Source organism: Piscinibacter sp. PDB5-1 (genome assembly GCF_056676035.1).
The window spans coordinates 674,948-700,952 of sequence record NZ_JBWVZL010000003.1; the positions used below are offsets into that span (position 1 = coordinate 674,948).

Here is a 26,005-nt window from a genome sequence, read left to right on the forward strand (position 1 = left end):
ATGAGCAAGATCCACCACTCCCTGCTGGCCGCGGCCGCCCTGTGCGCCGCGCTGGTCGCCCCCGCGAGCGCGGTCACGCTGGTCCACGTCGATGCCGCCCCGGGCAGCCTCGTCACCGACTTCAGCACCGACGGCCTGCTGTCCTTCGACCTCGACATGGGCAGCCTGCTCGGCACCACGATGACCTTCGCGCTGTCGTCGGCCGACCTGGCCGGCCCGCTCGCCTTCAACGCGGTGATCCGCAACTACACCGGCACCGGGCTCGACGCGCTGAGCTTCAGCCTCAACGGCACGAGCTTCGGCTCGCTGGGCAGCGTGACGCGCACCTTCGGTGGCACCGCCAGCACCTCGCTCGACGCGAGCGGCCAGACCGCCTACGTCGGCTTCAGCAGCCCCGAGTACCTGGACGTGGCCCTCGGCGCCTCGACGGGCCTGGGCAGCCAGGTCGACTGGACGATCAACACCAACGGCCTGCGCGCCGGCGACCTGATCACCATCACCGCCGCAGTGCCCGAGCCGGGCACCTATGCGCTGATGCTGGCCGGCCTGGTGGGCGTGGGCTTCGCGGCACGCCGCCGCAGCGGCCGCGCGGGCTGAACACGCCGGCCCCGAGGCCGGACGCTTCACCACATTGCGACCTTTGAGTGCGGCTTCGGCCGCGCTCTTTTTTTTGCCACGCCCGCCGTGCGCCGAACGGCTCATTCGGCCGTGCAAAGGGCGGCGATTCAGGCCGAACGGCCTATCACCCCACCCCGCGCATCACGGAACTGTCGCTCTTGATGGGCACATTGAGCATGCACCCACGGGCCTGCCCGGGTTGCCGCACGAACACCCACCCCGCCATCCCCCGCCATTCGCCAGGAGCCTTGCATGAAGGGCAGCAGACACCCCAAGAACGACCAGACGCTCAACCCGTCGGGCAACCCGTCGATCCACGACGTCATCGACCAGGTCAACGAGAGCCGCCGCCGCTTCGTGAAGGGCTCGACCGGCGCCGCCGCGCTGGCCGCCGCCGGTGGCGTGACGCTGACCGGCCTGGTGGGCACGGTGCAGGCGGCGCCGATCCCGCCGAGCGCGGGCTTCCCCGGCATCGGCTTCGAGAGCATCCCCGCCAGCCTGGCGCCGGTGGCCGACGCCGTGCGCGTGCCCGCCGGCTACACGGTGCGTTCGTTCGTGTCGTGGGGCGACCCCATCATGCCGGGCGGCGTGCCCTTCGCCGCCGACGCGAGCAACACCGCCGCCCAACAGCTGCGCCAGTTCGGCGAGCACAACGACGGCATGCACTTCTTCCCGTTCACCGGCGCCGGCGGCGTGCCCTCGGCCGACCGTGGCCTGCTGGCCGTCAACAACGAGTACACGCACGAAGAGATCCTTTTCCCGGACGGCCAGGTCGGCGCCTCGGGGTACTCGATCGCCAAGTGCCGCAAGTCGCAGGCCGCACACGGCGTGTCCATCGCCGAAGCCCGCCGCGTCAACGGCAACTGGACGGTGATGAAGAGCTCACCCTACGGCCGCCGCATCACCGCCAACACGCCGATGCGCGTGTCGGGCCCGGCCGCTGGCCACCCGCTGCTGCAGGCCAATGAATACAGCGTCACCGACAGCGGCAGCACGCCCACCGGCAACACCACCAGCGGCCGCACGGCGCTGGGCACCATCAACAACTGCGCCCACGGCATCACGCCCTGGGGCACCTTCCTGACCTGCGAAGAAAACTGGAATGGCAACTTCGGCGCGACCGCCCCGCTGCCCAGCGCCCCGTCGGGTGAAGCCGGCAAGCTGTTCAACCGCTATGGCGTCACCGCATCGGGCTTCGGCTACCGCTGGCACACCGTGGACCCGCGCTTCGACCTGAGCGTGAACCCGAACGAGGCCAATCTCTTCGGCTGGGTGGTCGAGATCGACCCGTACGACCCGCGCAGCGTGCCGGTCAAGCGCACCGCGCTCGGCCGCTTCAAGCACGAAAGCGCGCAGTACGTGGTGGACAGCGCCAACCGCATCGCCTTCTACCAAGGCGACGACGAGCGCAACGAGTACATCTACAAGTTCGTCTGCGCCGGCGCCTACAACCCCAGCAACCGCGCCGCCAACCGCGACCTGCTCGACACCGGCGTGCTGTACGTCGCCCGCTTCAACGCCGACAGCACCGGCACGTGGCTGCCGCTGCTGCCCGGCACCGTGGGTTTGAACGGCGTCGCGCTGCGCGACAACCCCAACTTCAGCGGCGCGAACGACGCCGAGGTGCAGGCCAAGATCCTCATCAAGACCCGCATGGCCGCCGACGCCGTGGGCGCGACGATGATGGACCGCCCCGAATGGACCGGCGTGCGCCCGCGCATCGGCGGCTTCAGCAAGATCGAGCTCTACTGCACGCTCACCAACAACAACCGCCGCGGCTCGTCGGCCACGCCTTCGTCGAACAACCCCGACGGCTCGACCACCGCCGCCAGCGCCCGCCCGGCCGTTGACGCGGCCAACCCGCGCGCCGACAACGTCTACGGCCACATCATCCGCTGGCAAGAAGACGGCGACAGCGTGCTCGCCACCACGTTCACGTGGGACCTGTTCATGCAGTGCGGCGACACCGCCACCACCAAGTCGCCGGCCGAGCGCTACGTCGGCAACATCGTCGATGTGCCCAACGGCAGCGCCGATTTCGGGGCCCCCGATGGCCTTTGGTTCGACCCGTTCGGCCGCCTCTGGGTGCAGACCGACCAGGCCGGCAACGCCGCGGGCGACTGGGTCCACATCGGTGCCAACTGCATGGTCTGCGCCGACCCCAACACCCGCGAGGCCCGCCGCTTCCTGACCGCGCCGCCCAACGCCGAAGTGACCGGCGTGACCATGACGCCGGACGGCCGCACGATGTTCGTCGGCATCCAGCACCCGGGCGAAGACTCGACCGCGGCCAACCCCGAAGCCTTCTCGCGCTGGCCCGCCAGCCAGTGGGCGACCCAGGCCGACGGCGTCACGCCGCTGCCCGCGGGCCGTCCGCGTTCGTCGGTGGTGGTCATCACCAAGGACGACGGCGGCGTCATCGGCAGCTGAGCGCACACCGCCCCCACTTCAGTGGCCGCCTGTTCACGCAGGCGGCCCGACACCGCAGGAGATTCCCCATGTTCCCACGCAAGTCCTGGATGGCCATGACGGCGCTGGCCGCTGTGCTGGCGCAGTTGCCCGCGCACGCCGCGCTCGTCACCGATGCAGACGCCATCGGCGGCCCGCGCCAGGTCATCACCTTCGACGGCTACGACGGCCTCTCGACCTATGGCCCGGTCAACGTCGGTGCTGAAGTCGGCGACACCGTCATCTTCACGTCCACCCCCTTCGCCGAACTCGGCGCCTACGAACGCGACCTCGGCCAGAACGGCCTCTGGGGCGTGGGCGAGCGCTTCGTGGCCAGCGAGTTCTCGGGCAACGCCGGCGAACTCGGCTTCTCGTTCACCACCGGCGTGTCCGCCGTGGGCGCGTTCATGAACCAGTTCCAGCGCAGCAGCGGCACGCTCGGGCCGCTGACGCTGATCGCCTACGACATCGACGGCAACACGCTCGAGACGCACACCTTCGCCGTGGACACCGCCGCGGACGGCTACAACGAAGGCCGCTTCCTCGGCATCCAGCGCAGCACGGCCGACATCTACGGCTTCGGCGTTGCCGACGGCAGCTTCGTGCTCGACAACCTGACCTACACGGCCCCCGTGCCCGAGCCCACCACCGTCGCGCTCATGCTCGCCGGCCTGGGCGTCGTCGGCATGACCCGCCGCCGCAAGCTACAACGCTGATCCACCGGGGCGACGCCGGCCTGCGGGCCCGGCTCGCCCACTGCCACTGGGAGGTAATTTCATGCACAACCGCAAGACCGGACTGCTCGCCTGGGCCCTGACGGCCGTGCTGGCGCACGCGCCGGCACACGCCATCCTGATCACCGACGACGCCGGCATCAGCACCGGCCGACAGGTCATCAGCTTCGACAACTACGACGGCTTCCTCACCGTGGGGCCCGAGAACGTCGGGGCCGAGATCGGTGACGTGGTGAACTTCACTTCGTCGCCTTTCGCCGAAATCGGCGCCTACGAGCGCGACCTCGGCAACAACGGCGCGTGGGGTGCGGGTGCACGGTTCGTCGCCAGCGACTTCATCGCGCCGCGCGGCACCCTGACCTTCAACTTCGAGACCGCCGTGTCCTCGGTCGGCGCGCTGTTCAACCAGTTCCAGGGCACCCGCGCCAACAGCCTCACGCTGATCGCCTACGGCTTCGACGGCCTCGCACTCGAAACCTACAGCCACAGCATCGACACCGCTGCGACGGGCTACAACGAAGGCCAGTTCCTCGGCATCCAGCGCAGCACCGCCGACATCTACAGCTTCGGCATCGCCGACGGCAGCTTCGTGATGGACAACCTGACCTACACCCGCGCCATTCCGCCCGTCACCGCCGTGCCCGAACCCACGACCTGGGCCTTGCTCGCGCTGGGGCTCGGTGGGGTCTTGCTGCGTCGCGCGCAAGCTGATCGATCGACCCGCTGAGCAACGCACCTTCGCCGGCACCGTCCACGCCCGACGGGCCTCCACCAGCAGAGGTGCTGCACAACGCAAAACGCCGTCCCGAGGGACGGCGTTTTGCTTGAAGGGGTGGCCACCCGGAATGCCTGATGCGGGCACGCACCGCTCGCGCGGAACCCAGGCCCGAAGGCGGCGCCGGCGCCGACTGGGCAACCGTTGCGCAACGACGAGCGAGATCCAAAGACAAAAGGCCCAGAGATCACGCCACAGCAAAGAGCTCGCTGCGTGCCGCTTCTGTGATGGCTGCAACACCCGGGTGGGAGATGCGACGCTCAATAGAGATCGCATAGAACTCCTCCACCAAATCGTCTGGCGCTCCGAGTCGCTCCACCTCGAACTGGCGGGAGATCTCCTTGGCAAGCACAGCCGGTGCGGGGAACACGCCCAGGCCTTCTCTTCCGAACGCCTTCATCAACGCAGTGTCCTCGAACTCAGCCACGATGGTCGGGGCGACCCCATGCTGGCGCAGCCAAGCATTCAGTCGCGGCCGCAGCGCGGAGTCCGTGGCCGGCAGAAGCATGGGCAGCCGCTGAAGCGACTGCGGGAACTTCGCACGCACCTGACGCACATTGGTGCCGTGCTTCTGAAGCGCCTTCTCAGACGCGAAGAATGCGATCCCGCTGCCACCCAGCAGATGCGTGAACGCCTTGATGCCCAGATTCCCGGGCAACGGCACGTCGGAGATCACCAAGTCCAACCGACGCATGGCCAAGTCGGCCATCAGTGCGGGCAACTTGCCCTCGGGACACTGCAAGCGCGGAGTCGGTTCCAGGCGAAGTGCTGGCTCGAGCACGTGATAAGCGATCAGCTTGGGCACCGAGTCGACGAACCCGACCTTCAGCAGCGGCGCACGCGGCGCTTCTTTTCCACCGCGCAGGGCATCTTCCATTTCCTGGCCCAAGGTGAATATCTCGTCGGCGTACTGCATCACCATGCGCCCGGTTTCCGTGGGTTCCACGTTGCGCCCCACCTTCTTGAGTAAAGGCCTGCCCAAGCGCTCCTCCAGCAGGTTGATCTGACCGCTGAGCGTCTGCGGCGAGAGGTGAAGCTCTTCACTGGCCCGCAACACCCCGCCTGCACGGACAACGGTCCAGAAGTAGTGCAAGTGCTTGTAGTTCACAACGATCCTTTTTTTTCGAATGATTTGTCAGAAATTTCGATTATTCAGAAGCGTATGTGATTCGTAAAGTGGCACCCAGCAACAAGGAGCGACTCATGTACTGCCCAACCTGCGCCACCACCCGTCTCGTTCAGACGCAGCGCCAAAAGGTCGAGGTCGACTACTGCCCCCATTGCCGCGGCGTTTGGCTGGACCGAGGCGAACTGGAGAAGCTGCTCGACAGGGCCGCCAATCCGGACCAAGCCCGTTTTGATCCTCTCGCTGGAGGCAAGAGCCCGGGCTACCACCGCAGCCCCGGTCGGCGAGAGCGGCGCAAGAGCTGGCTCTCGGAAATCTTCGACTGAAGGGGCAACCATGCGCCGCTATCCCACCAATTCGCCACAAGCAGCCGCACGCGTGGTCGCACTGACCCTCCTGGCCGACGGCACGGTCTCCAGAGGCGAACTCAGTTCGCTCGCGCGCTTCGAGATGTACCAACGCCTCGGCTTGGACCACGAGGCGATGCAGACCGTGCTCGAGGACTTTGCCCGCGACCTGTATGAGTTCGGCGTACCGGCATGGGACCAGACGGGCGGTCTGCACCCGCTTGTCGTCCAGTGCGTGCTCGACGACGTCACGAATCCCGAGATGCGCTCCGAGATCTATGAGATCTGTTGCGAAGTCGCCGAAGCCGACAGCCATGTGTCCGACGGTGAACAGGCGGTGCTGCAACTTGCAAGCTCGCTGTGGCGCCTCCCCACTCCCACCCCACTCGATCAGAAAGGAACGGTATGAAAGTCGTTGTCCGAGGCGAAGGCCTCAGCCCCGCCCAGGCTCACGCGCTGGTCGCTACGGTGCGCACGACCTTCTCCGAGTTCGTGCAGCGCATCACGTCCGTCCTCGTGGTCGTGTCCACCCAAGCAGAGAAGCGTCATGCGGCTCGCAACTGCAGCGTCGAGGTGCACATGGCAGACGGGCACGTCGAGTATGTCGAGGAGCGCCAGCGGCGCTTGGGATCTGCCTTGCGGCGTGCCGTCCAGCGCGCCTGGAGGGCTGCTGTCAACTGGCTCAGGCTGCAACTGCCGGTGCGGCCGGCATCGGTGTCGCACCACAGCTTTTCGCTGGCGCCCGCTTCGAGTCGCTCCTCGTCGACGGGTCGTAGGAGCAATCGATGAGCGAGCACGCCTTGCCCATCTTGTTCGGTGGCATCGGAGGAGCCAGCCTCATTGCGGCCATCGCCACGCACCACGTCGGCAATGACAAGCGGGACATCCGCCTGCTCGCCCTCGTCGGCGGCGCCATGAGTGGCGTGGCCCTCACACTTTTCTCACTGACCAGGATTTGACGTGACCGACTTCCTTCATGCCGACTTTCTCGGGCAGGCCGTCTGGCTATGGTTGGCCTTCATCTCGATCGTTGTGACCTTGCTCGCGTTTGACCTTGGCGTGTTGCACAAGGCGGACAGGGAGATCGGCGTCAAGGAAAGCCTGTGGCTTTCAAGCGGCTACATCGCCGTGGCGGCGATTTTCGGCGCCTGGCTCTGGTGGCACCTCGGATCTCAAAGAGGCATCGAGTACTTCACCGGATACATCATCGAGAAGACGCTCTCGATGGACAACGTGTTCGTCATCGCGATGATCTTCACCTTCTTCTCGATCCCCCGGCAATACCAGCATCGCGTGCTGTTCTGGGGCATCCTCGGCGTCATCGTCTTGCGCGCCCTCATGATCGGCCTGGGCGCTGCGCTCATCGGCCAGTTTGCCTGGATTCTCTACATCTTCGGCGCGTTCCTCGTGCTCACGGGCATCAAGATGCTGTGGATGGCCGACCACCAGCCGAACCTTGAGCACAACGTCCTCTTGAAGTGGCTGCGCAAGGTGATGCGTGTGACGCCGCAGGTGCGAGGCAACGCCTTCTTCGTAAGAGAACCCGATCCGGCCACCGGCAAGCAGGTCGCCTGGGCGACCCCGCTGTTCCTCGCGTTGTGCATGGTGGAGTTCGCCGATCTCATCTTCGCAGTGGACTCAGTGCCCGCGATTCTCGCGATCACCGACGACACGTTCATCGTCTACACGAGCAACATCTTCGCCATCCTCGGCCTGCGCGCGCTGTACTTTGCGCTCGCCGCGATGATCCATCGCTTCGCGTATCTGAAGTACGCGTTGGCCCTGGTGCTGATGTTCATCGGCAGCAAGATCTTCCTCGTCAACATCACCGGGAAGATCCCGGCCGTCATCAGCCTGAGCGTCACCGCTGCGCTGATCGCTGGTGGCGTGGTCGTATCGCTCTGGAAGACGCGGGCCCAGCCAGGTGCCAAGCCTGTTCCAGGTATTGCACCTGGCAACTCTTGAGCGCCCGCTGAAACTCGATTCGCCAAGCGACTCCACCCACCAGGGGCCGTAGAAGGGGTCATCGGCAGGGAGGGAGCCGCTCGGCTTCCCTGTGCCGAGAACCACGCAGTCCTGAAGCTTCTCCGCTACATCGGTTCGTATGCACAGCCTTCTTGACCCGGCCATCCTCTTCTTCGTCTTCGGGCTGCTCGCAGGCGCGGCGCGGTCGAACCTCGAGATTCCTCCGGCGATTTCCCGGTTCCTGTCGCTCTACCTGCTGATGGCTTTGGGTCTCAAGGGCGGCTTTGCGCTCGCCCGTACCGGCTTCACGGCAGAGGTGGCGGTTGGGTTGTCGAATGCCGTCGTGCTTGCGATCGTCGTCCCAATCGCCGGCTATGTGGTTCTGCGGCCGATGCTTTCCGGTTTCGACGCGGCCGCCGTAGCGGCGACCTACGGGTCAGTGAGCGCTGTCACGTTCATCACCGCCGTTCAGCACCTGGACAACCAGGGCATTGCTCATGGCGGTCACATGGCTGCCGCCATGGCACTGATGGAGTCGCCCGCGATTCTGTTCGCGGTCGTCATGGCGAACGCGGTACGCCGCAAAGAGGGCCACACCTCGGCCGGCGTGCAAGCGGCGCCTCTTGGCCATGTCCTACGCGAAGCGCTCACTGACGGCGCGCAGTTGTTGCTGCTAGGAGCAATGTGCATCGGCCTCATCACCGGCGAAGCGGGCTCGACCGCGATGCAACCCTTCGTCAACGATCTGTTCAAGGGCCTGCTCTGCTTTTTCTTGCTCGACATGGGCCTGCAAGCCGCGCGTCACCTGGGCGGACTGAAAGGCAAGCCCCGCGCTTTGGTCGCGTACGCGCTGTTGGCGCCTCCCGTGCATGCCTTGGTTGCGGGCGCGCTGGCCTCGGTGACTCGAATGCCCGCTGGGGACGCGGCGCTGCTGATGGTGTTGGCTGCCAGCGCTTCTTACATTGCCGTTCCTGCCGTCATACGCCAGGCGATCCCAGAGGCAAATCCGGCCCTCTACATCGGCATGTCGCTGGGCGTCACGTTCCCCCTGAACATACTTATCGGCATACCGCTGTACACGTGGGCGGCGGGGCAACTGCTGTAGGTATCTCACCGAAGAGAGCGGCGCGAAGTTTCCCTGCCCGCCCAGCTCTCAAGCAGTGGTGAGAACTGCTGCCCGGCTCGGCCGTGCGCCCCCGCTGCTTCGCGCGGGTTCTGGCAGACGGCCTACCCTGCGCAGAACCTTGAACGCTGTTCGATGCGCGCGCCCGCGCGTTCGAGGCGCTGGGCGGCGTGCCGCGGCGCGGCCTGTACGACAACATGAAGACCGCGGTCGACAAGGGTTGGCGTGGGCAAGAGCCGCGCGGTCAACGCGCGCTTCCAGGCCATGTGCTCGCACCACCTGCTCGAGCCCAAGTTCTGCAAGCCGGCCTCGAGCTGGAGAAGGGCATCGTGGAGAAGAGCATGCAGGATCGCCGCTGCCACGTGTATCGAGAAGCCGCCGAGCGACGCTGGCCCGACTTGGACAGCCTGAACGCGTGGCTCGCCGAGAGCTGCCGGGCGTGTTGGGCTGAGACCGCACATCCCGAGTGGCCTCGGCTCGCCGTGGCCGATGTGCTGCAAGACGAACAGATGCGGCTGATGACGGTGCCCCGGCCCTTCGACGACTGCGTCGAGCAAGCCGTGCGGGTGTCCGGCCACGGCGCTGGTGCACTTCCGGTGCAAGCGCTACAGCGTGCTTACACGGCACGTCAACGAAGGCTCAGCCTAAACGGACTTCAACGGCTTCAATGGAGGACCGTCAGTGCGTTGGACAAAAGCTCCATGACACGCGTTGGTAGATACGGGGTAGAAAAGCAAAACGGGCCACGAAGGCCCGTTTTGCTCGAAACGTTGGCGGAGTGGACAGCCGCCATGCGAAGAAGTATCTCGCCAGCTCTGACCTGCCATTGCGCGGCGGTACGACCAAGTCGGTGTCAACCCCCAACAATCTTGCCGCCTTTTTAAGGTGTTCCCGGGAGTGTTCCCCAACACGTCCAGAAAGACAAAAGGCCCAGCAGGTACTCACCTGCTGGGCCTCGTCTTTCTTGGTCGGGGTGGCGGGATTCGAACTCGCGACCCCTTGCACCCCATGCAAGTGCGCTACCAGGCTGCGCTACACCCCGACGTAAGCCCGCAACTATAGCATCGAAACTTGTGATTTAAACAGTCAGCAGACCACGAATAGAAAGAAGTTCTTGCCTCATCTGTCCGAGCGAAACCTCTTCGCTCAGCGACGACGGCTCGGACAGCACCACCACCTCGACGGGCTCGACCGGCATGTCGTCAATCGGCGATTCGACGTGGGTGTCGTGACCATCGGCCGCGCTTTCGGTGCGCGACGAATGAACCAGCTCGGACAGGCGGTTGCGTGCCCCGCTGATCGTGAACCCTTGTTCGTACAGCAGCTCGCGGATGCGCCGGATGAGCAGCACCTCGTGGTGCTGGTAGTAGCGGCGGTTGCCGCGTCGCTTCATCGGCTTGAGCTGCGTGAATTCCTGCTCCCAGTACCGCAGCACGTAAGGCTTCACGCCGCAAAGATCGCTCACTTCCCCAATGGTGAAGTAGCGTTTGGCGGGAATGGCGGGAAGCGCTTTCTCCATTGAAATCAATGAGATGGGGAGAGAAAGCTAGACTCTACTCGAAGTCGTCTCCCGCGGGGATGTCACCTTGCACAACCCCCTTGAGTTTGTGGCTCGCGTGAAATGTGACGACGTTGCGCGCCTTGATCGGGATGGATTCGCCCGTGCGCGGGTTGCGCCCCGGGCGCGGCGCCTTGCGGCGGATGTGAAAGTTGCCGAAACCCGACATCTTCACGTCTTCGCCCGCCACCAGCGTCGAATGGATGATGTCGAAGAAGGCCTCGACCATGTCCTTCGACTCGCGCTTGTTGAGGCCCAGCCGCTCAAACAGCAGCTCCGCCAACTCGGCCTTGGTCAGCGTCGGCGTCTCCAACGTGGGCAAGAGCACGGGCGTCGCCGGTTCTCGCTCGTCGGGCGCCTGCTCGTCGTTTTTTGGCTCGGGTGATGTCATGGCGGTGAGTGTCTTGTTTCAACCACGCAGGCGCACACCAAGGCGCACCTTCAGTGCTTCAAGCACGTTCGAGACCACGGCTTCGGTGCGCTCGTCGGTGAGCGGTGTGCTGTCGTCCAGCAGTTCCAGGCGCACGGCCAGGCTGCGCTCGTCGGCCCCGAGGTCGGCCGTCGGTTGCGCCGGCTTGTAGACGTCGAAGAGCCGGGCCGAGCGCACGAGGGTGGTGTCGGCCGCGCGGATGGTGTCGATCAGCGCTTCGTGGGTGACCTGTTCACCGGCGATGACTGCGATGTCGCGCCACACGGACTGCTGGCGCTGCAGCCCACCGAAGACCGGCACGACGCTTTGCTTGGCCGCGGCGGCATCCAGCTCGAACACGATCGGGGCTTGAGGCAGTTCGTAGGCTTGGCGCCAGCGCGGGTGCAGTTCGCCGATGAAACCGATGTCCACGCCATCGACCTCGATGCGCGCCGAGCGCCCCGGGTGCAGGGCCGGGTGCTGCGCCGGCACGAAACGCGCTTGGCGCGGCGCCAGCACGGCCTCGATGTCGCCCTTCACGTCAAAGAAATCGACCGCGCGCTCTTTGCTGCCCCATTGCGCGACCTCGGCGCTGCCGTAGGCGAGGCCGCCCAGCCGCATCGGCTGCTCGATGCCCTTCACGGTCGCCAGGCTCGCCGCCACGGCATCGGCACGGTGGAAGACACGGCCCAGCTCGAACACACGCACGCGCGACGCCTTGCGCGCGAGGTTGTAGCGCAGCACGTTGACGAGGCTGCCGACCAGGTTGGACCGCATCACCGAGAGCGGGCTCGCGATCGGGTTCAGCACACGAATCGGATGCTCGTTGCCGGCGAGTTCACGCTCCCAGCGCTCTTCGACGAAGCTGAAATTGATGGTCTCTTGGTAGTCGCGCTCGGCCACCAGATGGCGCAGCGTGTGCGCGCTGCGCTGCGCTTCGGGTCGGATGCGGGCCGTGGTCGGTGCCACCGGCGGCGTGTCGGGCAAGCGATGGAAGCCCATCACGCGGATGACTTCTTCGATCAGGTCTTCTTCGATCTGCAGGTCAAAGCGCCAGGTCGGCGGCGTGACCGTCAGCACGCCGTTGGTTGCGTGCACCTCCAGTCCGAGGCGCTGGAAGACCTGCGCGCAATCGGCCTGCGACACCGGCATGCCGATGACCTTGGCCGCGCGTGCCACACGCAGGCTGACCGGTTGGCGCGCGGGCAACGCAAGCGTCTGGTCGTCCATCGGGCCGGGTTCGCCACCGCAAATGCCGAGGATGAGTTGCGTCATGCGCTCGATGTGCTCGACCGTCTGCGCCGGGTCCACGCCGCGCTCGAAACGGTGACCGGCATCGGTGCTGAAGTTGTAGCGGCGACCGCGACCGGCCACCGACTCGGGCCACCAGAACGCCGCTTCGACATACACGTGGCGCGTGTCGTCGGACACCGCCGTCGAGTCGCCACCCATGATGCCGGCGAGCGATTCAACGGCCTGTTCGTCGGCGATCACCCCGACCTGTTCGTCGAGGTCGATGGTGTTGCCGTTCAGCAGCTTGAGCTGTTCACCCTTGCGGCCCCAACGCACGACGAGGCCGCCGTGGATCTTGTCGAGGTCGAAGATGTGCGAAGGCCGGCCGAACTCGAACATCACGTAGTTCGAGATGTCCACCAAGGGCGACACCGACCGCTGCCCGCAACGCGCGAGTCGATCGACCATCCACGCGGGCGTCTGCGCCTTCGTGTTGACGTTGCGCACGATCCGGCCCGAGAAGCGGCCGCACAGGTCGCTGTCTTGCACCTGCACCGGCAAGCGGTCCGCATGCACCACCTTCGCCGGCGGGAAAGCCGGTTGCTTCAGCGGCGTGCCCGTCAGTGCCGAGACTTCGCGGGCGATGCCAAAGACACTGAGGCAATGGCCGAGGTTGGGCGTGAGCTTGAGCGTGAAGAGCGTGTCGTCGAGTTGCAGGTGCTCGCGGATCGACGTGCCCACCGGCGCGTCATCGCGCAAGACGAGCAGGCCGTTCGATTCGTCGGACAGCTTCAGCTCTTTGGCCGAACACAGCATGCCGGCGCTTTCGACGCCACGCAGCTTGCCCAGCTTGATGCGAAAGGGCTCGCCGCCCTCTTCGGCCGGAGGCAACTCGGCACCCACCATCGCGCACGGCACGCGGATGCCGGGCTTCACGTTCGGCGCGCCGCAGACGATCTGCAGCACCTGGTCATTGCCCACGTGCACGCGGCACACGTTCAAGCGATCGGCATTCGGATGGCGCTCGACTTCGAGCACTTCGGCGACCACGACGTGGCTGAAAGCCGGCGCGACGGGGCGCAGCTCTTCGACTTCCATGCCGGCCATCGTGAGCAGGTCGGCCAGTTGTTGAGTGGACAGCGGCGGGTTGCAGAACTCGCGCAACCAGGACTCGGGGAATTGCATTTGCTTCGGTTCCTCTGGATCGTTCGGGCGTGGCGTCGTCTTACTTGAACTGCGAGAGGAAACGCAGGTCGCCGTCGAAGAACTGGCGCAGGTCGCTCACGCCATAGCGCAGCATGGTCAGGCGGTCCATGCCCATGCCGAAGGCGAAGCCGATGTGCCGCTCGGGGTCGAGCCCGAAGTTGCGCACGACGTTCGGGTGCACCTGGCCCGAGCCCGCCACTTCGAGCCAACGGCCCTTCAGCGGACCCGAAGCGAAGGCGATGTCCACCTCGGCCGACGGCTCGGTGAAGGGGAAGAACGACGGCCGGAAGCGCAGCTCCAGTTCGTCCGTCTCGAAGAAGCTGCGGAAGAAGTCGCCCAACACCGCCTTCAAGTCCTTGAAGGACACGTTCTCACCGATCCACAGGCCTTCGCACTGGTGGAACATCGGCGAGTGCGTGGCATCGCTGTCCACGCGGTAGGTGCGGCCCGGGGCAATCACGCGAATCTCAGGCATCACCGCGGCGCCCTGGTGCTTCTCGGCATGCGCACGCGCGTAGCGCACCTGCATCGGCGAGGTGTGCGGTCGCAGGTTCAGCCAACGGCCCTCGTCGTCTTTCATGTCGACGTAGAAGGTGTCCTGCATCGAACGCGCCGGGTGGTTCTCGGGGTTGTTCAGCGCGGTGAAGCTGTACCAGTCGGTCTCGATCTCGGGGCCGTCGGCCACGTCGAACCCCATCGAACCGAAGATCGCCTCGATGCGCTCGACCGTGCGCGAGATCGGGTGCAAGCCGCCGGTGCCACGCTGGCGACCGGGCAGGGTCACGTCGAGCGACTCGGCCTTGAGCTGGGCTTCGAGTTCGGCGTCCGCCAAGGCCTGTCGGCGCGCATTCAGAGCGGCCTCGACCTGCTGCTTGGCGGCGTTGATCAACGCGCCCCGCGACTTCTTTTCGTCGGGGCTCAAGGCGCCCAGCGCCTTCAGTTGCTCGGTCAGGCGGCCGGACTTGCCGAGGTATTTCGCCTTGGCGTTTTCCAGGTCGGCGGGAGCGGTCGCCTGAGCGAAGTCGCCTTGCGCATCCTGCACCAGTTGATCGAGGTCGTTCATCCGTTCAATGCCAAAAGTCCGAGCCGGAAAGATCCGAGCAGAAATGAAAAAAGGCCGCACACGAGGTCGGCCTTGAGGTCTTGCCCTTCCAGCGTTGCCGCCGGGAGGTTTGTCGCGCCACAGCGGCTTAGACCGCTGCGGTGGGCGACATCAAGCGAGCTGGGCCTTCACCTTCTCGACGATGCTGCCGAAAGCGGCAGGATCATTGACAGCCATGTCGGCCAGAACCTTGCGGTCGATCTCGATCGACGCTTTCTTCAGACCGGCCATGAATTTGCTGTAGGTGAGTCCGAGGCCACGGCTCGCCGCGTTGATACGGGCAATCCAGAGCTGACGGAACACACGCTTCTTGGTGCGGCGGTCGCGATAGGCATATTGCCCGGCGCGCATGACCGCCTGCTTGGCGATGCGGAAAACGTTCTTGCGGCGGCCACGGTAGCCCTTGGCGAGCGCGAGAATCTTCTTGTGACGAGCACGGGCGGTTACACCACGTTTGACGCGAGGCATGTCTTTCTCCTAAGTCAGAAGTCGTTGTGGAACCAGCTCACAGGCCAGCAAAAGGCAACATCTTGGCGATGCTGCCCATGTCGGTCTCGTGGACGGTGGTCGCACCACGCAGGTGGCGCTTGGTCTTCGTCGACTTCTTCGTCAGGATGTGGCGCTTGAACGCTTGACCGCGTTTGACGGTGCCACCAGGACGCACGCGAAAGCGCTTTTTGGCGCTGCTCTTGGTCTTCATTTTGGGCATGACTGCTCCTTTTAGGTTGCTCCTGCAGGCGCCCGCAAATCTCTTGCGTTCTTGTCAGCCTGCAGGGGCTTCTGGCAACACCCTGGTGACCAAACCAGGGCATTGAACTCTCACATTCTTCGCACCGATCACTCGGCGCTTGAAGAAGCTCAGCGCTTCTTCGGACCCAGCACCATGATCATCTGGCGCCCTTCGAGCTTGGGCATGTTCTCGACCACCGAGCAGTCCGCCAGATCGTCGCGGATGCGTTCGAGCAAACGCATGCCGATGTCCTGGTGGGTGATCTCGCGGCCGCGGTAACGCAGCGTGACCTTGCCCTTGTCGCCGTCTTCTTCGATGAAGCGGCGCAGGTTGCGCAGCTTGATCTGGTAGTCGCCTTCGTCCGTGCCCGGGCGGAATTTGACTTCCTTGATTTCGATGACCTTCTGCTTGGACTTCGCCTCGGCGGCGCGCTTCTGCTCTTGGTACTTGAACTTGCCGTAGTCCATCAGGCGGCAGACCGGGGGATCGGCGGTGGCGGCGATCTCGACGAGATCGACGTCGAGTTCACCGGCCATGCGCAGGGCTTCCTGCGTCGGCACGATCCCCAGCGGTTCGTTGTTCACACCGTTGAGCCGCACCTCGGGAACCATGATTTCTCGGTTGAGGCGGTGCTTGCGCTCCACATTGGGCGCGCGGCGGTCAGCAAAGGTAGCGATGGTTAAAACCCTTCAGTGGACCCCAAGGCAACGAAGTCCAAAAAACGACAAAGCGCGCGGGACGGTCAAGCCTTTTCGGCGATGGCGCTGGCGAGCATCGAAGCGAAGTCTGCCAGTGGCATCACACCGAGGTCTTGGTTGCCCCTGGCGCGCACCGCAACGGCCCCGCTTGCCTTCTCCTTGTCGCCTACGACGAGGATGAACGGGACCTTCTGCATAGAGTGACTGCGGATTTTATAGTTGATTTTTTCGTTCCGCAAATCACATTCGACTCTAACTCCTTGTTTTTGCAGTGCTTTCGTCACTTCACGGACGTAATCCGCCTGCGCATCCGTGATATTGGTGACGACCACCTGCACCGGAGCCAGCCAGACCGGCAGCGCACCGGCGTGCTGCTCGATGAGGATGCCGATGAAACGCTCCATCGATCCGACAATGGCACGGTGCAGCATCACAGGCCGGTGCCGAGAGCCGTCTTCACCGACGAATTCGGCCTCCAGGCGCTCGGGCAGGTTGGGATCGACCTGGATCGTGCCGCATTGCCAGGGCCGGCCGAGCGCATCTTTCAGCGTGTATTCGATCTTGGGGCCGTAGAACGCGCCCTCGCCCGGCAGGTACTCGAACTCGCAGCCCGACGCCTTCAGGCCTGCGGCCAGCGCGGCCTCGGCCTTGTCCCAGCTCTCGTCGGTCCCAATGCGTTTTTCAGGCCGCGTCGAGAGCTTGTAGATGATGTTCGTGAAGCCGAAGTCCTTGTAGACCTTTTGCAAGAGCGTCGTGAAGGCCGTCACCTCGCCCTGGATCTGGTCTTCGACGCAAAAGATGTGGCCATCGTCTTGCGTGAAACCTCGCACGCGCATGATCCCGTGCAGGCCGCCGGTGGGTTCGTTGCGGTGGCACTGGCCGAACTCGCCGTAGCGCAGCGGCAGGTCGCGGTAGCTCTTGATGCCCTGCTTGAAAATCAGGATGTGGCCGGGGCAGTTCATCGGCTTGAGCGCGTAATCGCGCTTCTCCGACTCGGTGGTGAACATGTTCTCGCGGTACTTGTCCCAGTGGCCGGTTTTCTCCCACAGGCCCTTGTCGAGGATCTGCGGGCCTTTGACCTCCTGGTAGCCGTTGTCGCGGTAGACGGCTCGCATGTACTGCTCGACCTCCTGCCAGACCGTCCAGCCCTTGGGGTGCCAGAACACGGTGCCGGGGGAGTGCTCGTCGATATGAAACAGGTCGAGTTCGCGGCCGAGCTTGCGGTGATCGCGCTTCTCGGCTTCTTCGAGCATGTGCAGGTACTGCTGCAGCTCGTCTTTCGTGGCCCAGGCCGTGCCGTAGACACGCTGGAGCATCTCGTTGCGGTGGTCGCCGCGCCAGTAGGCGCCGGCCACCTTCATCAGCTTGAAGTGCTTGAGCTTGCCCGTGCTGGGCACGTGCGGGCCGCGGCACAGGTCTTCGAACTTGCCTTCGCGGTACAGCGACACGTCTTCGTTGGCCGGGATGCTGGCGATGATCTCGGCCTTGTAGGCCTCGCCCAGGCTCTTGAAGTACGCCACGGCCTCGTCGCGCGGCAGCACGCGGCGCTCGACTTTCTCGTCCTTCTTGGCCAGTTCGGTCATCTTGGCTTCGATGGCTGCGAGGTCTTCGAGCGTGAAGGGACGCTTGTACGAGAAGTCGTAATAGAAGCCGTTTTCGATGACCGGGCCGATCGTGACCTGCGCGTCCGGGTACAGCTCTTTCACCGCGTAGGCCAGCAAGTGCGCCGTCGAGTGGCGGATCAACTCCAGCCCGTCGGCGTCTTTCTCGGTGACGATGGCCAGCGACGTGTCCGCTTCGATGCGGTAGCTGGTGTCCACGAGCCGGGCTTCGGCGCCCTGCCCGACACGCCCGCCGAGCGCGGCCTTGGCCAGGCCGGTGCCGATGGAGGCCGCCACTTCGGCCACCGTCACGGGGCCGTCGAATTGACGCTTAGAACCATCGGGAAGCTGGACTGAAACCATGAAAAAACTCCGGGAAGAAAGACGAAAGAGCAACAAAAAAGCGCGGGGATGAGCCGCGCTTTGATGGAGAGACAAGTAGCAATGACGTGACGAAGCCGCGGCCGACTAAACGGGGAGATCTCCAGTCGTAGTTCGCGGTGTCATAACCAGGGTGCCTTTCTCGCTCTTGTGGGCGCTCCGGATGGAGCCGCCAGAAATGAGGACGCGATTCTAGCCCTCAACCTTGCGCTTGGTACTCGGAAAAGATGCCGAGTTCCACGTAACGTCCGACGTTCACGAGCCCTGCCTCGCGCAGCGCTTCGATCACCTGTTGCGGCGCGATGCAGGCGTCGATGGTGTCCCAGTAGTAGCGCCAGAGCATCGGCGTGGCCGGCGCGCGCGACACGAAACGCGCGATCAGCGGCACGGCGCCGCGCATGTAGAGCTTGAGCAGCGCCTTGGCGATGCGACCTTCGGGCCGCGTGATTTCGAGGATCAGCAAACGGCCGCCCGGCTTGAGCACCCGGCGGAACTCGCGGCAAGCGGCCGGAAAGTCGCCGATGTGCCGCAGCGCATAGCCCATCACGATGAAATCGGCACTCGCGTCGGGCAGCGGGATCGACTCGGCCTTGCCCAGCTCGCAGCGCACGCTGGCGGGCAGGTGGGCCTCGGCCATCATGCCGGGGCTCGGGTCCACGCCGATCAGGCGCGCGGGTTCGTTGTTCAGGCGCAGGATTTCTTTCGACACGAGGCCGGTGCCCATGCCCACGTCCACGACCTGCATGCCGGGCTTGAGGCCGGCGCGCACCAGCGCCTGGCGGCGGTACCACGACCCGGTGCCCAGGCCGAGCACCTTCTCCAGCCGGTCGTAGTCCACCGCCGTGGTGTCGAAGGTGGACTGGATGAACCGCTCGCGCGCCGCCGCATCACCCGTGGGGTAGTAGTCGGGCAGCGGCGTGTGGGGCAGATGACCGGCGGCGGGACTGGGACGTTGGTTCATGGGCGGCAAGTCTGTTGAGAACCCGCGAACCAGGATGGCGGCAGGGCCGGGGATGGTAATACGTCACCCCGACCCGGCGATCTTGCCGCGGCACCACGCAGGGGCATCGGTAAAATCCGCGACTTTTGGTTCTTCAGGCGCCGCGCAACGCGCGGGCCCCGGCCTCATCAGGCCCACCGCCGCGAACGCCCACCGGTGCCCACCGCCGGGCCGGGCGCCGGCATCAACGAAACAAGGCATTCAAGTCATGACAACAGCGGACGCGAACCTGCTGCGCGAGGTCGCCGCACTTCTGGTCGAAGCGCTCAACCTCGATATCGCTCCCGAAGAGATCGACCCGCAGGCATCGCTTTTCGGCGACGGCCTGGGGCTGGATTCGATCGACATCCTCGAAGTGGCGCTGGTCGTGTCGAAGCGCTATGGCTTCCAGCTCAAGTCGGGCGACGAAGACAACAAGCGCATCTTCGCGTCGCTCGCCAACCTGGCGGACCACATCGCCGCCCAGCGCACGCTGTGACGCACGTGGTGAGGCGCGCCGCGCGATGAGTCCACGAACCGCCCTGGCGCTGACGCTGCTCGGCGGCGCGGCGTATGCCGTCGCATCGCACCAGCTGATGACGCGCGCGGCCGGCTCGCCGTTCGCGCTGGCGGCAGTGCTCGGGCCGATCTGCCTCGGCCTGCTGCTGGGCGTGTGGCGCAGCGGGCACCGCCTGCTCGCGGCCGCGCTGGGTGCCGTGGGCGTGGTGCTCGCCGCCATCAGCACCCGTGGCCAGGGCCTCTCGCCCGAGTGGCTCTACCTGGCCCAGCATGCCGGTGTGCACGCGGGCCTCGGCCTGTGGTTCGGCAGCACCCTCACCGGGTCTGGCATGCCGCTCATCACGCAGATCGCCAACCGCGTGCACCACGGCCTGCCTCCTGGCATGGCCGATTACACGCGCAAGGTCACCGCACTCTGGACCGGCTACTTCTTCGCGATGGCCCTCGCCTCGCTCGCGCTGTTTGCGTCCGCGCCGTTCAGCCTGTGGTCGCTCTTCGCCAATGTGTTCACACCGGCCTCGGCCGTGTTGCTCTTCGTCGGCGAATATGCGCTGCGCTACCGCCTGCACCCCGAGTTCGAGCGCGTCGGCCTGATCGATTCCATGCGCGCCTACGGCCAGCGCAGCGAGGCGCCCACCCCGCGCCCCGGCGCATGAACCACCTGCCGCTGATCGCCGCTGAGACGGCGGGTGTGGGGTTCGACAGCCCCATCGCCTGGCGCGACGGCCAGCCCGTGACGCGCGCGCAGTACCTGGCCGACGTGGCCACGCTCGCCGTGCGCCTGCCGAACGCCAGCCACCTGCTGGCGATGACCGGCGACCGCTACCGCTTCACCGTGGCCCTTGGTGCCGCCATGCAGCGCGGCCAGTGCCACCTGATGCCGCCCAACCACACGCCCGACACCGTGGCGCGGCTGCGCGCGCTGTACCCCACGGCCTACGCGCTGACCGAGCCCGACAGCCCGGCGGTCGATCTGCCTTCGCACGACATCGGCCCGCTCGACGGCCGCGGTCTCGCCGATGAGGCGCCCCGCTTCGGCGACAACCAGCTCGTCGCGCAGGTCTTCACCTCGGGTTCGACCGGCACGCCCACGCGCCACGACAAGCACTGGGGCTTGCTCACGCTCAACGCGCAGGCCGAAGCACAGCGTCTGGCCGCGTCGATGGGCTTGGCCGACCTGCACGGTGTCGCGCTCGTCGGCACGGTGCCGCACCACCACATGTACGGCTTCGAATCGACCGTGCTGCTGGCGATGCTGACCGGCGCGGCCTTCGCCGCCGAGCGCCCGTTCTTCGCCGCCGACATCGTGCAGACGCTCGCCAGCGTGCCGCGCCCGCGCGTGCTGGTCACGACGCCCTTCCACCTGAAGACGCTGCTCGAATCGGGCCTCGCCGTGCCGCCGCTCGACCTGGTGGTCAGCGCCACCGCGCCGCTGTCGCCGCAACTGGCCGCGCGCGCCGAAGAAGCCCTGCACGCGCCGCTGGTCGAGATCTATGGCTGCACCGAAGCCGGCCAGGTGGCCACCCGCCGCACCACCGAAGGCCCCGAGTGGTTGACCTTCCAAGGCCTCACGCTCGACGGCGACGGCGACATGAGCCGCGTGCATGGTGGCCACGTGCCCGAGCCCACACGCCTGTCGGACGTGCTGGAGGTGCTGTCGCCGACCCGCTTTCGCCTGCTCGGCCGCAGCAACGACCTCATCAACGTGGCCGGCAAGCGCAGTTCGCTGTCGCACCTGAACCACCACCTCAACAGCATCCCCGGCGTGCACGACGGCGCCTTCTGGCTGCCGCCGGCGGCCACGGTCGAGGGCATCTCGCGGCTGGTCGCCTTCGTGGTGGCGCCCACGCTCACGCGCGACGAGGTCATCGCCGGCCTGCGCCCGCGCGTTGACGCGGCCATGCTGCCGCGCCGCGTCGTCATGCTGGAGAGCCTGCCGCGCGACGGCACCGGCAAGCTGCCCGCGTCGCGCCTGGCCGACCTGGCGCGCGAGCACCTGGGCACCGCGCCCGAATGACCCCCATGCCCAGCACCACGGTTCACATCCCCGCCGACCACCCGAGCTTCGAAGGCCACTTCCCCGGCCGGCCCCTGCTGCCGGGCGTGGTGCTGGTGAGCGAGGCCCTGCGCGTGGTGCTGGCCGATGCACAAGGGCGCGCGGCTTTGGGCGATGCGCCCAAGCTGGGCGCGGCGAAGTTCTTGTCGCCGGTGTTTCCGGGCTCGGACCTGCGCATCGACTGGGCGCTCACCGGCACACGCATCCGCTTCGAGGTGCATGCGCTGACCGGTGACACGAACGTGCTCGCCGCCACCGGCCAGTTCGAAGGCCGATGAGCATCGCCGCACCCATCTGGCGGCGGGCCGAGCGCCGGGCCGCGCCCAAGCCGGCCCGCACCCCCGGGGGGGATCGTCCGTGGCACCCCAGGGGCGAGGGGTCGTCATGAAGGCCGCCTGGACCACCCAGCGCGAGCGCAGCAACCTCTGGACGCTCAAGCTCATGCGCTGGATCGCCATGGCGCTGGGCCGCCCGGTCGCACGCGCCGTGCTGCACCCGATCACGCTGTACTTCCTGGCCTTCGGCGGCACGCCGGCGCGCGAATCGACGCGTTACCTCACGCGCGTGTTCGGCCGCGCGCCCACCTTCGCCGAGCGCTACCGGCACATCCACCACTTCGCCTCGACGGTGCTCGACCGCGTCTACCTGCTGCAAGAAAAGGTGGACATGTTCGACATCACGCTCACCGGGCTGGAGCACTTCGACGCCGTGATGGCCGATGGCCAGGGCGCGCTCTTGATCGGTGCGCACGTGGGCAGCTTCGAGGTGATGCGCGCGCTCGGCCAGTCGCGCGGCGGCGTGCGCGTGGCCATGGCCATGTACGAAGACAACGCCCGCATGATGAACGCGGCGCTGCGCGCCCTCGCCCCGCACGACACGCTGCACATCATTGCGCTGGGCCGGCTCGAAGCCATGCTCGCCATGCGCGAGTGGCTCGATGGCGGCGGCGTCACCGGCCTGCTGGCCGACCGCACGCTGCATGGCGACCAGTCCGAGCGCTCGGTCACGCAGCACATCCCCTTTCTCGGCTCGCCGGCGCCGTTTCCCGATGGGCCGTTTCGACTGGCCGCGCTGCTGCGCCGGCCGGTGGTCTTCGTGGCCGGGCTCTACCACGGCGGCAACCGCTACGAGTTGCGCTTCGCGCCGCTGGCGGACTTTCGCGCGGTGGGCCGTGGCGCCGCGCGCGACGAGGCCATCGCGCAAACCCAACTGCGCTATGCGGCCATCCTCGAAGCCCTGTGCCGCGAAACGCCGTACAACTGGTTCAACTTCTTCGACTTCTGGGGCGCCACGGCCGACCGACCGGCCTGAACGCCAAGCACGCATGAACCTTCGCTTGATCTCACGCCGCGTGGCGTTGTCCACCTCGTTCGCGCTGCTGTTCAACGGCGCCGCGCAGGCCGCTGGCTTCGACCTGCCCCAGCTCATGCAAGCGCTCGGCAAGGTGCCCGCCGGCGAAGCCACCTTCACCGAAAAGCGCCACGTGCGCGACCTGGACCAGGTGCTCGAATCGTCGGGCCGCCTGAGCTTCACCGCGCCCGAGGTCTTCGTGCGCGAGACGCTCAAGCCGCGCCACGAAAAGCTCGCCGTCAACGGCAACACGCTGGTGATGAGCCGGGGCAGCCGCAGCCGCACCGTGCAGCTCGACGCCGTGCCCGAAGCGCAGGTGATGGTCGAGGCCATCCGCGGCACGCTCACCGGCAACCGCGACGTGCTCGAACGCCACTTCAGCGTGCAACTGGCCGGCACGCTCGCGCGCTGGACGCTCGAACTCGCACCGAAGGACCGCCGCATGCGCGACCAGGTCAGCAGCATCCGCGTGGTCGGCCGCGAGGCCGCGCTCGACGAAGTGCAGATCGACATGCCCGGCGGCGACCGCTCGGTGATGACGATCACGCCCGCCGCCGCCCCGCCCGCCACGAAATGAAGTCGCGCGTGTTGCGCAGCCCGGCCGTCTGGCTGTGGCTGGTCTTGATGCTGCTCGGCGCGTGGGTCGCCGCCCGCACGCACTACGTCGCCGACCTGTCGGCCTTTCTGCCGAACTCGCCCACCCAAGAGCAGCGCGTGCTGCTCGAACAGCTGAAACGCGGCGCCGGCGCTCGCGTGCTCTTGATCGGCATTCGCGGCGGCACGCCCGAGTCGCGCGCCGACGCCTCGCGCACCCTCGCCACCGCGCTGCGCGCGAGCAAGCGTTTCGAGACCGTGCAAAACGGCGACAACCGCGACGCCGCCGAGACCGGCCGCTTTCTGTTCGAGCACCGCTACCTGCTGAGCCCGGCGGTCAACGCCGAGCGCTTCACGGTGGACGGCCTGCGCGACGGCATCGACGAGACCGTGTCGCTGCTGGGCACGCCCGCCGGCAACCTGATCAAGCCCCTCATCTGGCGCGACCCAACCGGCGAAACCCTGCGCATGGCCGAAGCCCTGCTGCCGGCCGGCGCCCCGCGCGTCGAACACGGCGTGTGGGTGTCGCGCAGCGAGCCACGCGCGGTGCTGCTCGCCACCACACGCGCCGAAGGGGCCGACCTCGACGGGCAGGCCGCCGCCATCGAGCAGGTGCGCACGGCCTTCGCCCCGTGGGCGGCGAAGGGCTTCGCGCTGGAGCTGTCGGGCCCCGGCGTCTTCAGCGTCGAGTCGCGCGCCACCATCGTCAGCGAGGTGGACCGCCTGGCGCTCTGGGGCACCGGGCTCATCGTCGTGATGCTGGCGCTGAGCTTCGGCTCGCTGCGCTCGCTGGGCATCGCGCTGCTGCCGGTGGCCAGCGGCGTGCTGGCCGGCGTGGTGGCCGTGAGCCTGGGCTTCGGCCAGGTGCACGGCATGACGCTCGGCTTCGGCACCACGCTCATCGGCGAAGCGGTCGATTACGCCATCTACTACCTGCTGCAGGCGCGCCCCCTGCCCGGCAGCACGGCCGTCGGCCAGGGCCACCTGCGCTGGCGCGAGGGCAACTGGGCCACGGTGCGGCTGGGCCTGTTCACCTCGGTGGCGGGTTTTGCGGCGCTGGCGATGTCGGGCTTCGGTGGCCTGGCGCAGCTGGGGGTGTTCTCGGTGGCCGGGCTGGTCGCCGCGACGCTGACCACCCGCTACCTGCTCACCGTGCTGGCCCCCGATGGGGCGCCCGGCAACGGCCTGCGCCGCGCCTTCGCGCATGCCATGGCGGGTGGCGTGGCCGTGCTGCCCCGGCTGCGGTGGGGGGTGGTGGCGCTGGCCGTCGCGGCCTTCGCGGCCGTGCTGATCGCCCCGAGCGGCTGGCGCGGCAAGCTCTCGTCGCTGAGCCCGGTCGCCCCCGAGGCACTGGCACGCGACGCCTCGCTGCGCGCCGACCTGGGCGCGAGCGACGCCGGCGTGCTGGTCGCGCTCGAAGCCCCTGACGAAGGCGCTGCGCTCGGCGCGGCCGAGCGCGTGGGCGCCGCCCTCGACGGCCTCATCGAACAAGGTCTGCTCGCCGGCTACGACTCGCCCGCGCGCCTGCTGCCCAGCCACGCCACACAGCGGGCGCGCCAAGCCGCCCTGCCCGACGCCGACACGCTGCGTGCACGCCTGGCCCAGGCCACCGAAGGCGGCCCGCTGCCCGCCGCCCGGCTGGAGGCGTTCATCGCCGACGCGCAAGCGCAGCGCCAGGCCGAACCGATCACCCGCAAGCAGTTCGCCGGCACGCCGCTGGCCGCCGCGCTGCAAGCGCAACTGATGCCAGGCGACGCGGCCGAGGGCCGGCCCTGGGTGGCCTTGCTGAACCTGCATGCGCCCGGCCCGGCCCCGCTGGACGTCAATCGCATCAAGGCCGCTCTGAAAGACGAGCCCGGCGTCCGCGTCGTGCAGGTGCAGGCCGAACTGGACGCGCTCTACGACCGCTACCTGCGCGAAGCCTTCTGGCAGGTCGCGCTGGGCGGGCTGGCGGTGCTGGCGCTCTTGCTGTGGCACTTGCGCTCGCTGCGGGGCCTGGCCCAGGTGGCGCTGCCGCTGGTCATCAGCGTGCTGCTGGTGCTGTCCGGGTTGACGCTCGCCGGCGTCACGCTCGGCCTCTTGCACCTGGTGGGTTTTCTGCTGGTGGTGGCGGTCGGCTCGAACTACGCGCTGTTCTTCCAGCAACTGCAGGCCGCCGGGCCGGGTGAAATCGAAACCGACGAAGACACGCTCGCCTCGCTGCTGCTGGCCAACGTGACGCTGGTGGCCTCGTTCGGGCTGCTGTGCACATCGAGCGTGCCGGTGCTGGTCGCCCTGGGGCAAACGGTCGCACCGGGCGCGCTGCTGTCGCTGCTGGTGTCGGCGGCCTTCGCCCGCACGCGCGGCCAGGGCTGAGCGGTGCCCCTGTGCCGCCCTCGGGCAGCGGGGGGCACAAGCCCTGCCGATGCACCGCTGTGGAACAATCGCCGGCTCGATTTCGCGGGGCACGTCCC

At 66.9% G+C, this 26,005-nt stretch carries 27 protein-coding genes, 1 tRNA gene and 1 pseudogene; 18 read left to right on the plus strand and 11 right to left on the minus strand.

The genetic code is table 11. The features are described 5' to 3' along the window. The 4 genes from AC1KAT_RS15955 (at position 1) to AC1KAT_RS15970 (ending at position 4,527) form a co-directional block, all read left to right on the plus strand. The gene (locus tag AC1KAT_RS15955) at positions 1–597 is read left to right on the plus strand and encodes a PEP-CTERM sorting domain-containing protein (protein ID WP_480327668.1); all 597 of its coding nucleotides are present in this window, start codon (positions 1–3) and stop codon (positions 595–597) included. A gap of 273 nt (positions 598–870) precedes the next feature. Then, a complete protein-coding gene (locus AC1KAT_RS15960; protein ID WP_480327670.1) occupies positions 871–3,048 on the plus strand; it encodes a PhoX family protein in 2,178 nt (725 codons plus the stop codon). Between the two features lie 68 nt (positions 3,049–3,116). Continuing rightward, the gene (locus tag AC1KAT_RS15965; protein ID WP_480327672.1) at positions 3,117–3,782 is read left to right on the plus strand and encodes a PEP-CTERM sorting domain-containing protein; all 666 of its coding nucleotides are present in this window, start codon (positions 3,117–3,119) and stop codon (positions 3,780–3,782) included. A gap of 61 nt (positions 3,783–3,843) precedes the next feature. Continuing rightward, the gene (locus tag AC1KAT_RS15970; protein WP_480327674.1) at positions 3,844–4,527 is read left to right on the plus strand and encodes a PEP-CTERM sorting domain-containing protein; all 684 of its coding nucleotides are present in this window, start codon (positions 3,844–3,846) and stop codon (positions 4,525–4,527) included. A gap of 235 nt (positions 4,528–4,762) precedes the next feature. Here AC1KAT_RS15970 and nhaR read toward each other — a convergent pair whose 3' ends face one another. Beyond that, the gene (nhaR, locus tag AC1KAT_RS15975) at positions 4,763–5,683 is read right to left on the minus strand and encodes a transcriptional activator NhaR (RefSeq protein ID WP_480327676.1); all 921 of its coding nucleotides are present in this window, start codon (positions 5,681–5,683) and stop codon (positions 4,763–4,765) included. A 95-nt stretch (positions 5,684–5,778) separates the two neighbouring features. On the opposite strand from nhaR, the gene AC1KAT_RS15980 reads away from it, so the two are divergent. The 7 genes and pseudogenes from AC1KAT_RS15980 to AC1KAT_RS16010 all read left to right on the plus strand — a co-directional run. Then, positions 5,779–6,027, plus strand: coding sequence for a TFIIB-type zinc ribbon-containing protein (locus AC1KAT_RS15980; RefSeq protein ID WP_480327678.1), 249 nt, complete (start codon positions 5,779–5,781; stop codon positions 6,025–6,027). A 10-nt stretch (positions 6,028–6,037) separates the two neighbouring features. Next, positions 6,038–6,457, plus strand: a complete 420-nt coding sequence (locus tag AC1KAT_RS15985; protein WP_480327680.1) for a TerB family tellurite resistance protein — start codon at positions 6,038–6,040, stop codon at positions 6,455–6,457. Then, a complete protein-coding gene (locus tag AC1KAT_RS15990) occupies positions 6,454–6,837 on the plus strand; it encodes a hypothetical protein (protein ID WP_480327682.1) in 384 nt (127 codons plus the stop codon). Before AC1KAT_RS15985 ends, AC1KAT_RS15990 begins: the two co-directional genes overlap by 4 nt. Further along, complete coding sequence (locus AC1KAT_RS15995) at positions 6,834–7,007, plus strand: hypothetical protein (RefSeq protein ID WP_480327684.1); 174 nt, start codon at positions 6,834–6,836, stop codon at positions 7,005–7,007. Before AC1KAT_RS15990 ends, AC1KAT_RS15995 begins: the two co-directional genes overlap by 4 nt. 1 nt (position 7,008) lies before the next feature. Continuing rightward, positions 7,009–8,013 (plus strand): TerC family protein, encoded by a 1,005-nt coding sequence (locus tag AC1KAT_RS16000; protein ID WP_480327686.1) that lies wholly within the window; start codon positions 7,009–7,011, stop codon positions 8,011–8,013. Positions 8,014–8,152: 139 nt separating this feature from the next. Continuing rightward, positions 8,153–9,118 carry a sodium-dependent bicarbonate transport family permease gene (locus AC1KAT_RS16005; protein ID WP_480327688.1) on the plus strand — a complete coding sequence of 322 codons (966 nt, stop codon included), beginning with the start codon at positions 8,153–8,155 and terminating at the stop codon, positions 9,116–9,118. 93 nt (positions 9,119–9,211) lie between these two features. Continuing rightward, positions 9,212–9,751 (plus strand): annotated as a pseudogene (locus AC1KAT_RS16010) (IS21 family transposase); the annotation flags it as partial. 350 nt (positions 9,752–10,101) lie between these two features. On the opposite strand, the gene AC1KAT_RS16015 reads toward AC1KAT_RS16010, so the two are convergent. The 10 genes from AC1KAT_RS16015 to AC1KAT_RS16060 all read right to left on the minus strand — a co-directional run bounded on the left by AC1KAT_RS16015 (position 10,102) and on the right by AC1KAT_RS16060 (position 19,015). Further along, a tRNA-Pro gene (locus tag AC1KAT_RS16015) sits at positions 10,102–10,178 on the minus strand. Between the two features lie 36 nt (positions 10,179–10,214). After that, the gene (locus AC1KAT_RS16020; protein WP_480327690.1) at positions 10,215–10,655 is read right to left on the minus strand and encodes a MerR family transcriptional regulator; all 441 of its coding nucleotides are present in this window, start codon (positions 10,653–10,655) and stop codon (positions 10,215–10,217) included. 34 nt (positions 10,656–10,689) lie between these two features. Next, positions 10,690–11,085 (minus strand): integration host factor subunit alpha, encoded by a 396-nt coding sequence (locus AC1KAT_RS16025; RefSeq protein ID WP_480327692.1) that lies wholly within the window; start codon positions 11,083–11,085, stop codon positions 10,690–10,692. Positions 11,086–11,103: 18 nt separating this feature from the next. Then, positions 11,104–13,521 carry a phenylalanine--tRNA ligase subunit beta gene (gene pheT, locus AC1KAT_RS16030; protein ID WP_480327694.1) on the minus strand — a complete coding sequence of 806 codons (2,418 nt, stop codon included), beginning with the start codon at positions 13,519–13,521 and terminating at the stop codon, positions 11,104–11,106. Positions 13,522–13,561: 40 nt separating this feature from the next. Then, a complete protein-coding gene (pheS, locus tag AC1KAT_RS16035) occupies positions 13,562–14,605 on the minus strand; it encodes a phenylalanine--tRNA ligase subunit alpha (RefSeq protein ID WP_480327696.1) in 1,044 nt (347 codons plus the stop codon). A 150-nt stretch (positions 14,606–14,755) separates the two neighbouring features. Next, complete coding sequence (gene rplT, locus AC1KAT_RS16040) at positions 14,756–15,112, minus strand: 50S ribosomal protein L20 (RefSeq protein WP_480327698.1); 357 nt, start codon at positions 15,110–15,112, stop codon at positions 14,756–14,758. Positions 15,113–15,149: 37 nt separating this feature from the next. Continuing rightward, positions 15,150–15,353, minus strand: coding sequence for a 50S ribosomal protein L35 (gene rpmI / locus AC1KAT_RS16045; protein WP_480327700.1), 204 nt, complete (start codon positions 15,351–15,353; stop codon positions 15,150–15,152). A gap of 149 nt (positions 15,354–15,502) precedes the next feature. Next, positions 15,503–16,051, minus strand: a complete 549-nt coding sequence (gene infC, locus AC1KAT_RS16050; protein ID WP_480327795.1) for a translation initiation factor IF-3 — start codon at positions 16,049–16,051, stop codon at positions 15,503–15,505. A 65-nt stretch (positions 16,052–16,116) separates the two neighbouring features. Next, the gene (gene thrS / locus AC1KAT_RS16055; protein WP_480327702.1) at positions 16,117–18,036 is read right to left on the minus strand and encodes a threonine--tRNA ligase; all 1,920 of its coding nucleotides are present in this window, start codon (positions 18,034–18,036) and stop codon (positions 16,117–16,119) included. A 217-nt stretch (positions 18,037–18,253) separates the two neighbouring features. Continuing rightward, positions 18,254–19,015 carry a class I SAM-dependent methyltransferase gene (locus AC1KAT_RS16060; protein ID WP_480327704.1) on the minus strand — a complete coding sequence of 254 codons (762 nt, stop codon included), beginning with the start codon at positions 19,013–19,015 and terminating at the stop codon, positions 18,254–18,256. A 247-nt stretch (positions 19,016–19,262) separates the two neighbouring features. Here AC1KAT_RS16060 and AC1KAT_RS16065 point away from each other — a divergent pair, with 247 nt between their 5' ends. The 7 genes from AC1KAT_RS16065 to AC1KAT_RS16095 all read left to right on the plus strand — a co-directional run bounded on the left by AC1KAT_RS16065 (position 19,263) and on the right by AC1KAT_RS16095 (position 25,907). Beyond that, positions 19,263–19,532: a phosphopantetheine-binding protein gene (locus AC1KAT_RS16065; RefSeq protein ID WP_480327706.1), complete on the plus strand. Its 270-nt coding sequence runs from the start codon at positions 19,263–19,265 to the stop codon at positions 19,530–19,532. A gap of 25 nt (positions 19,533–19,557) precedes the next feature. Further along, complete coding sequence (locus tag AC1KAT_RS16070; protein ID WP_480327708.1) at positions 19,558–20,208, plus strand: COG4648 family protein; 651 nt, start codon at positions 19,558–19,560, stop codon at positions 20,206–20,208. Beyond that, on the plus strand, positions 20,205–21,569 hold the full coding sequence (locus AC1KAT_RS16075) for an AMP-binding protein (RefSeq protein ID WP_480327710.1): 1,365 nt from the start codon (positions 20,205–20,207) through the stop codon (positions 21,567–21,569). Before AC1KAT_RS16070 ends, AC1KAT_RS16075 begins: the two co-directional genes overlap by 4 nt. 5 nt (positions 21,570–21,574) lie before the next feature. After that, on the plus strand, positions 21,575–21,886 hold the full coding sequence (locus AC1KAT_RS16080) for an ApeI family dehydratase (protein WP_480327712.1): 312 nt from the start codon (positions 21,575–21,577) through the stop codon (positions 21,884–21,886). Between the two features lie 106 nt (positions 21,887–21,992). Further along, a complete protein-coding gene (locus tag AC1KAT_RS16085; RefSeq protein ID WP_480327714.1) occupies positions 21,993–22,919 on the plus strand; it encodes an LpxL/LpxP family acyltransferase in 927 nt (308 codons plus the stop codon). Positions 22,920–22,932: 13 nt separating this feature from the next. Next, positions 22,933–23,535, plus strand: coding sequence for a LolA family protein (locus AC1KAT_RS16090; protein ID WP_480327716.1), 603 nt, complete (start codon positions 22,933–22,935; stop codon positions 23,533–23,535). Continuing rightward, complete coding sequence (locus AC1KAT_RS16095) at positions 23,532–25,907, plus strand: MMPL family transporter (RefSeq protein ID WP_480327718.1); 2,376 nt, start codon at positions 23,532–23,534, stop codon at positions 25,905–25,907. The genes AC1KAT_RS16090 and AC1KAT_RS16095 overlap by 4 nt, the downstream gene beginning before the upstream one ends. The last annotated feature ends 98 nt before the right edge of the window (positions 25,908–26,005 follow it).

Bases quoted from the DNA above. Each gene is read 5' to 3' on its own strand.
- AC1KAT_RS15955 (WP_480327668.1), top strand. From the start codon at position 1: ATGAGCAAGATCCACCACTCCCTGCTGGCCGCGGCCGCCCTGTGCGCC.
- AC1KAT_RS15960 (WP_480327670.1), top strand. From the start codon at position 871: ATGAAGGGCAGCAGACACCCCAAGAACGACCAGACGCTCAACCCGTCG.
- AC1KAT_RS15965 (WP_480327672.1), top strand. From the start codon at position 3,117: ATGTTCCCACGCAAGTCCTGGATGGCCATGACGGCGCTGGCCGCTGTG.
- AC1KAT_RS15970 (WP_480327674.1), top strand. From the start codon at position 3,844: ATGCACAACCGCAAGACCGGACTGCTCGCCTGGGCCCTGACGGCCGTG.
- AC1KAT_RS15980 (WP_480327678.1), top strand. From the start codon at position 5,779: ATGTACTGCCCAACCTGCGCCACCACCCGTCTCGTTCAGACGCAGCGC.
- AC1KAT_RS15985 (WP_480327680.1), top strand. From the start codon at position 6,038: ATGCGCCGCTATCCCACCAATTCGCCACAAGCAGCCGCACGCGTGGTC.
- AC1KAT_RS15990 (WP_480327682.1), top strand. From the start codon at position 6,454: ATGAAAGTCGTTGTCCGAGGCGAAGGCCTCAGCCCCGCCCAGGCTCAC.
- AC1KAT_RS15995 (WP_480327684.1), top strand. From the start codon at position 6,834: ATGAGCGAGCACGCCTTGCCCATCTTGTTCGGTGGCATCGGAGGAGCC.
- AC1KAT_RS16005 (WP_480327688.1), top strand. From the start codon at position 8,153: ATGCACAGCCTTCTTGACCCGGCCATCCTCTTCTTCGTCTTCGGGCTG.
- AC1KAT_RS16020 (WP_480327690.1), bottom strand. From the start codon at position 10,655: ATGGAGAAAGCGCTTCCCGCCATTCCCGCCAAACGCTACTTCACCATT.
- AC1KAT_RS16025 (WP_480327692.1), bottom strand. From the start codon at position 11,085: ATGACATCACCCGAGCCAAAAAACGACGAGCAGGCGCCCGACGAGCGA.
- pheT (WP_480327694.1), bottom strand. From the start codon at position 13,521: ATGCAATTCCCCGAGTCCTGGTTGCGCGAGTTCTGCAACCCGCCGCTG.
- pheS (WP_480327696.1), bottom strand. From the start codon at position 14,605: ATGAACGACCTCGATCAACTGGTGCAGGATGCGCAAGGCGACTTCGCT.
- rplT (WP_480327698.1), bottom strand. From the start codon at position 15,112: ATGCCTCGCGTCAAACGTGGTGTAACCGCCCGTGCTCGTCACAAGAAG.
- rpmI (WP_480327700.1), bottom strand. From the start codon at position 15,353: ATGCCCAAAATGAAGACCAAGAGCAGCGCCAAAAAGCGCTTTCGCGTG.
- thrS (WP_480327702.1), bottom strand. From the start codon at position 18,036: ATGGTTTCAGTCCAGCTTCCCGATGGTTCTAAGCGTCAATTCGACGGC.
- AC1KAT_RS16060 (WP_480327704.1), bottom strand. From the start codon at position 19,015: ATGAACCAACGTCCCAGTCCCGCCGCCGGTCATCTGCCCCACACGCCG.
- AC1KAT_RS16065 (WP_480327706.1), top strand. From the start codon at position 19,263: ATGACAACAGCGGACGCGAACCTGCTGCGCGAGGTCGCCGCACTTCTG.
- AC1KAT_RS16070 (WP_480327708.1), top strand. From the start codon at position 19,558: ATGAGTCCACGAACCGCCCTGGCGCTGACGCTGCTCGGCGGCGCGGCG.
- AC1KAT_RS16075 (WP_480327710.1), top strand. From the start codon at position 20,205: ATGAACCACCTGCCGCTGATCGCCGCTGAGACGGCGGGTGTGGGGTTC.
- AC1KAT_RS16080 (WP_480327712.1), top strand. From the start codon at position 21,575: ATGCCCAGCACCACGGTTCACATCCCCGCCGACCACCCGAGCTTCGAA.
- AC1KAT_RS16085 (WP_480327714.1), top strand. From the start codon at position 21,993: ATGAAGGCCGCCTGGACCACCCAGCGCGAGCGCAGCAACCTCTGGACG.
- AC1KAT_RS16090 (WP_480327716.1), top strand. From the start codon at position 22,933: ATGAACCTTCGCTTGATCTCACGCCGCGTGGCGTTGTCCACCTCGTTC.
- AC1KAT_RS16095 (WP_480327718.1), top strand. From the start codon at position 23,532: ATGAAGTCGCGCGTGTTGCGCAGCCCGGCCGTCTGGCTGTGGCTGGTC.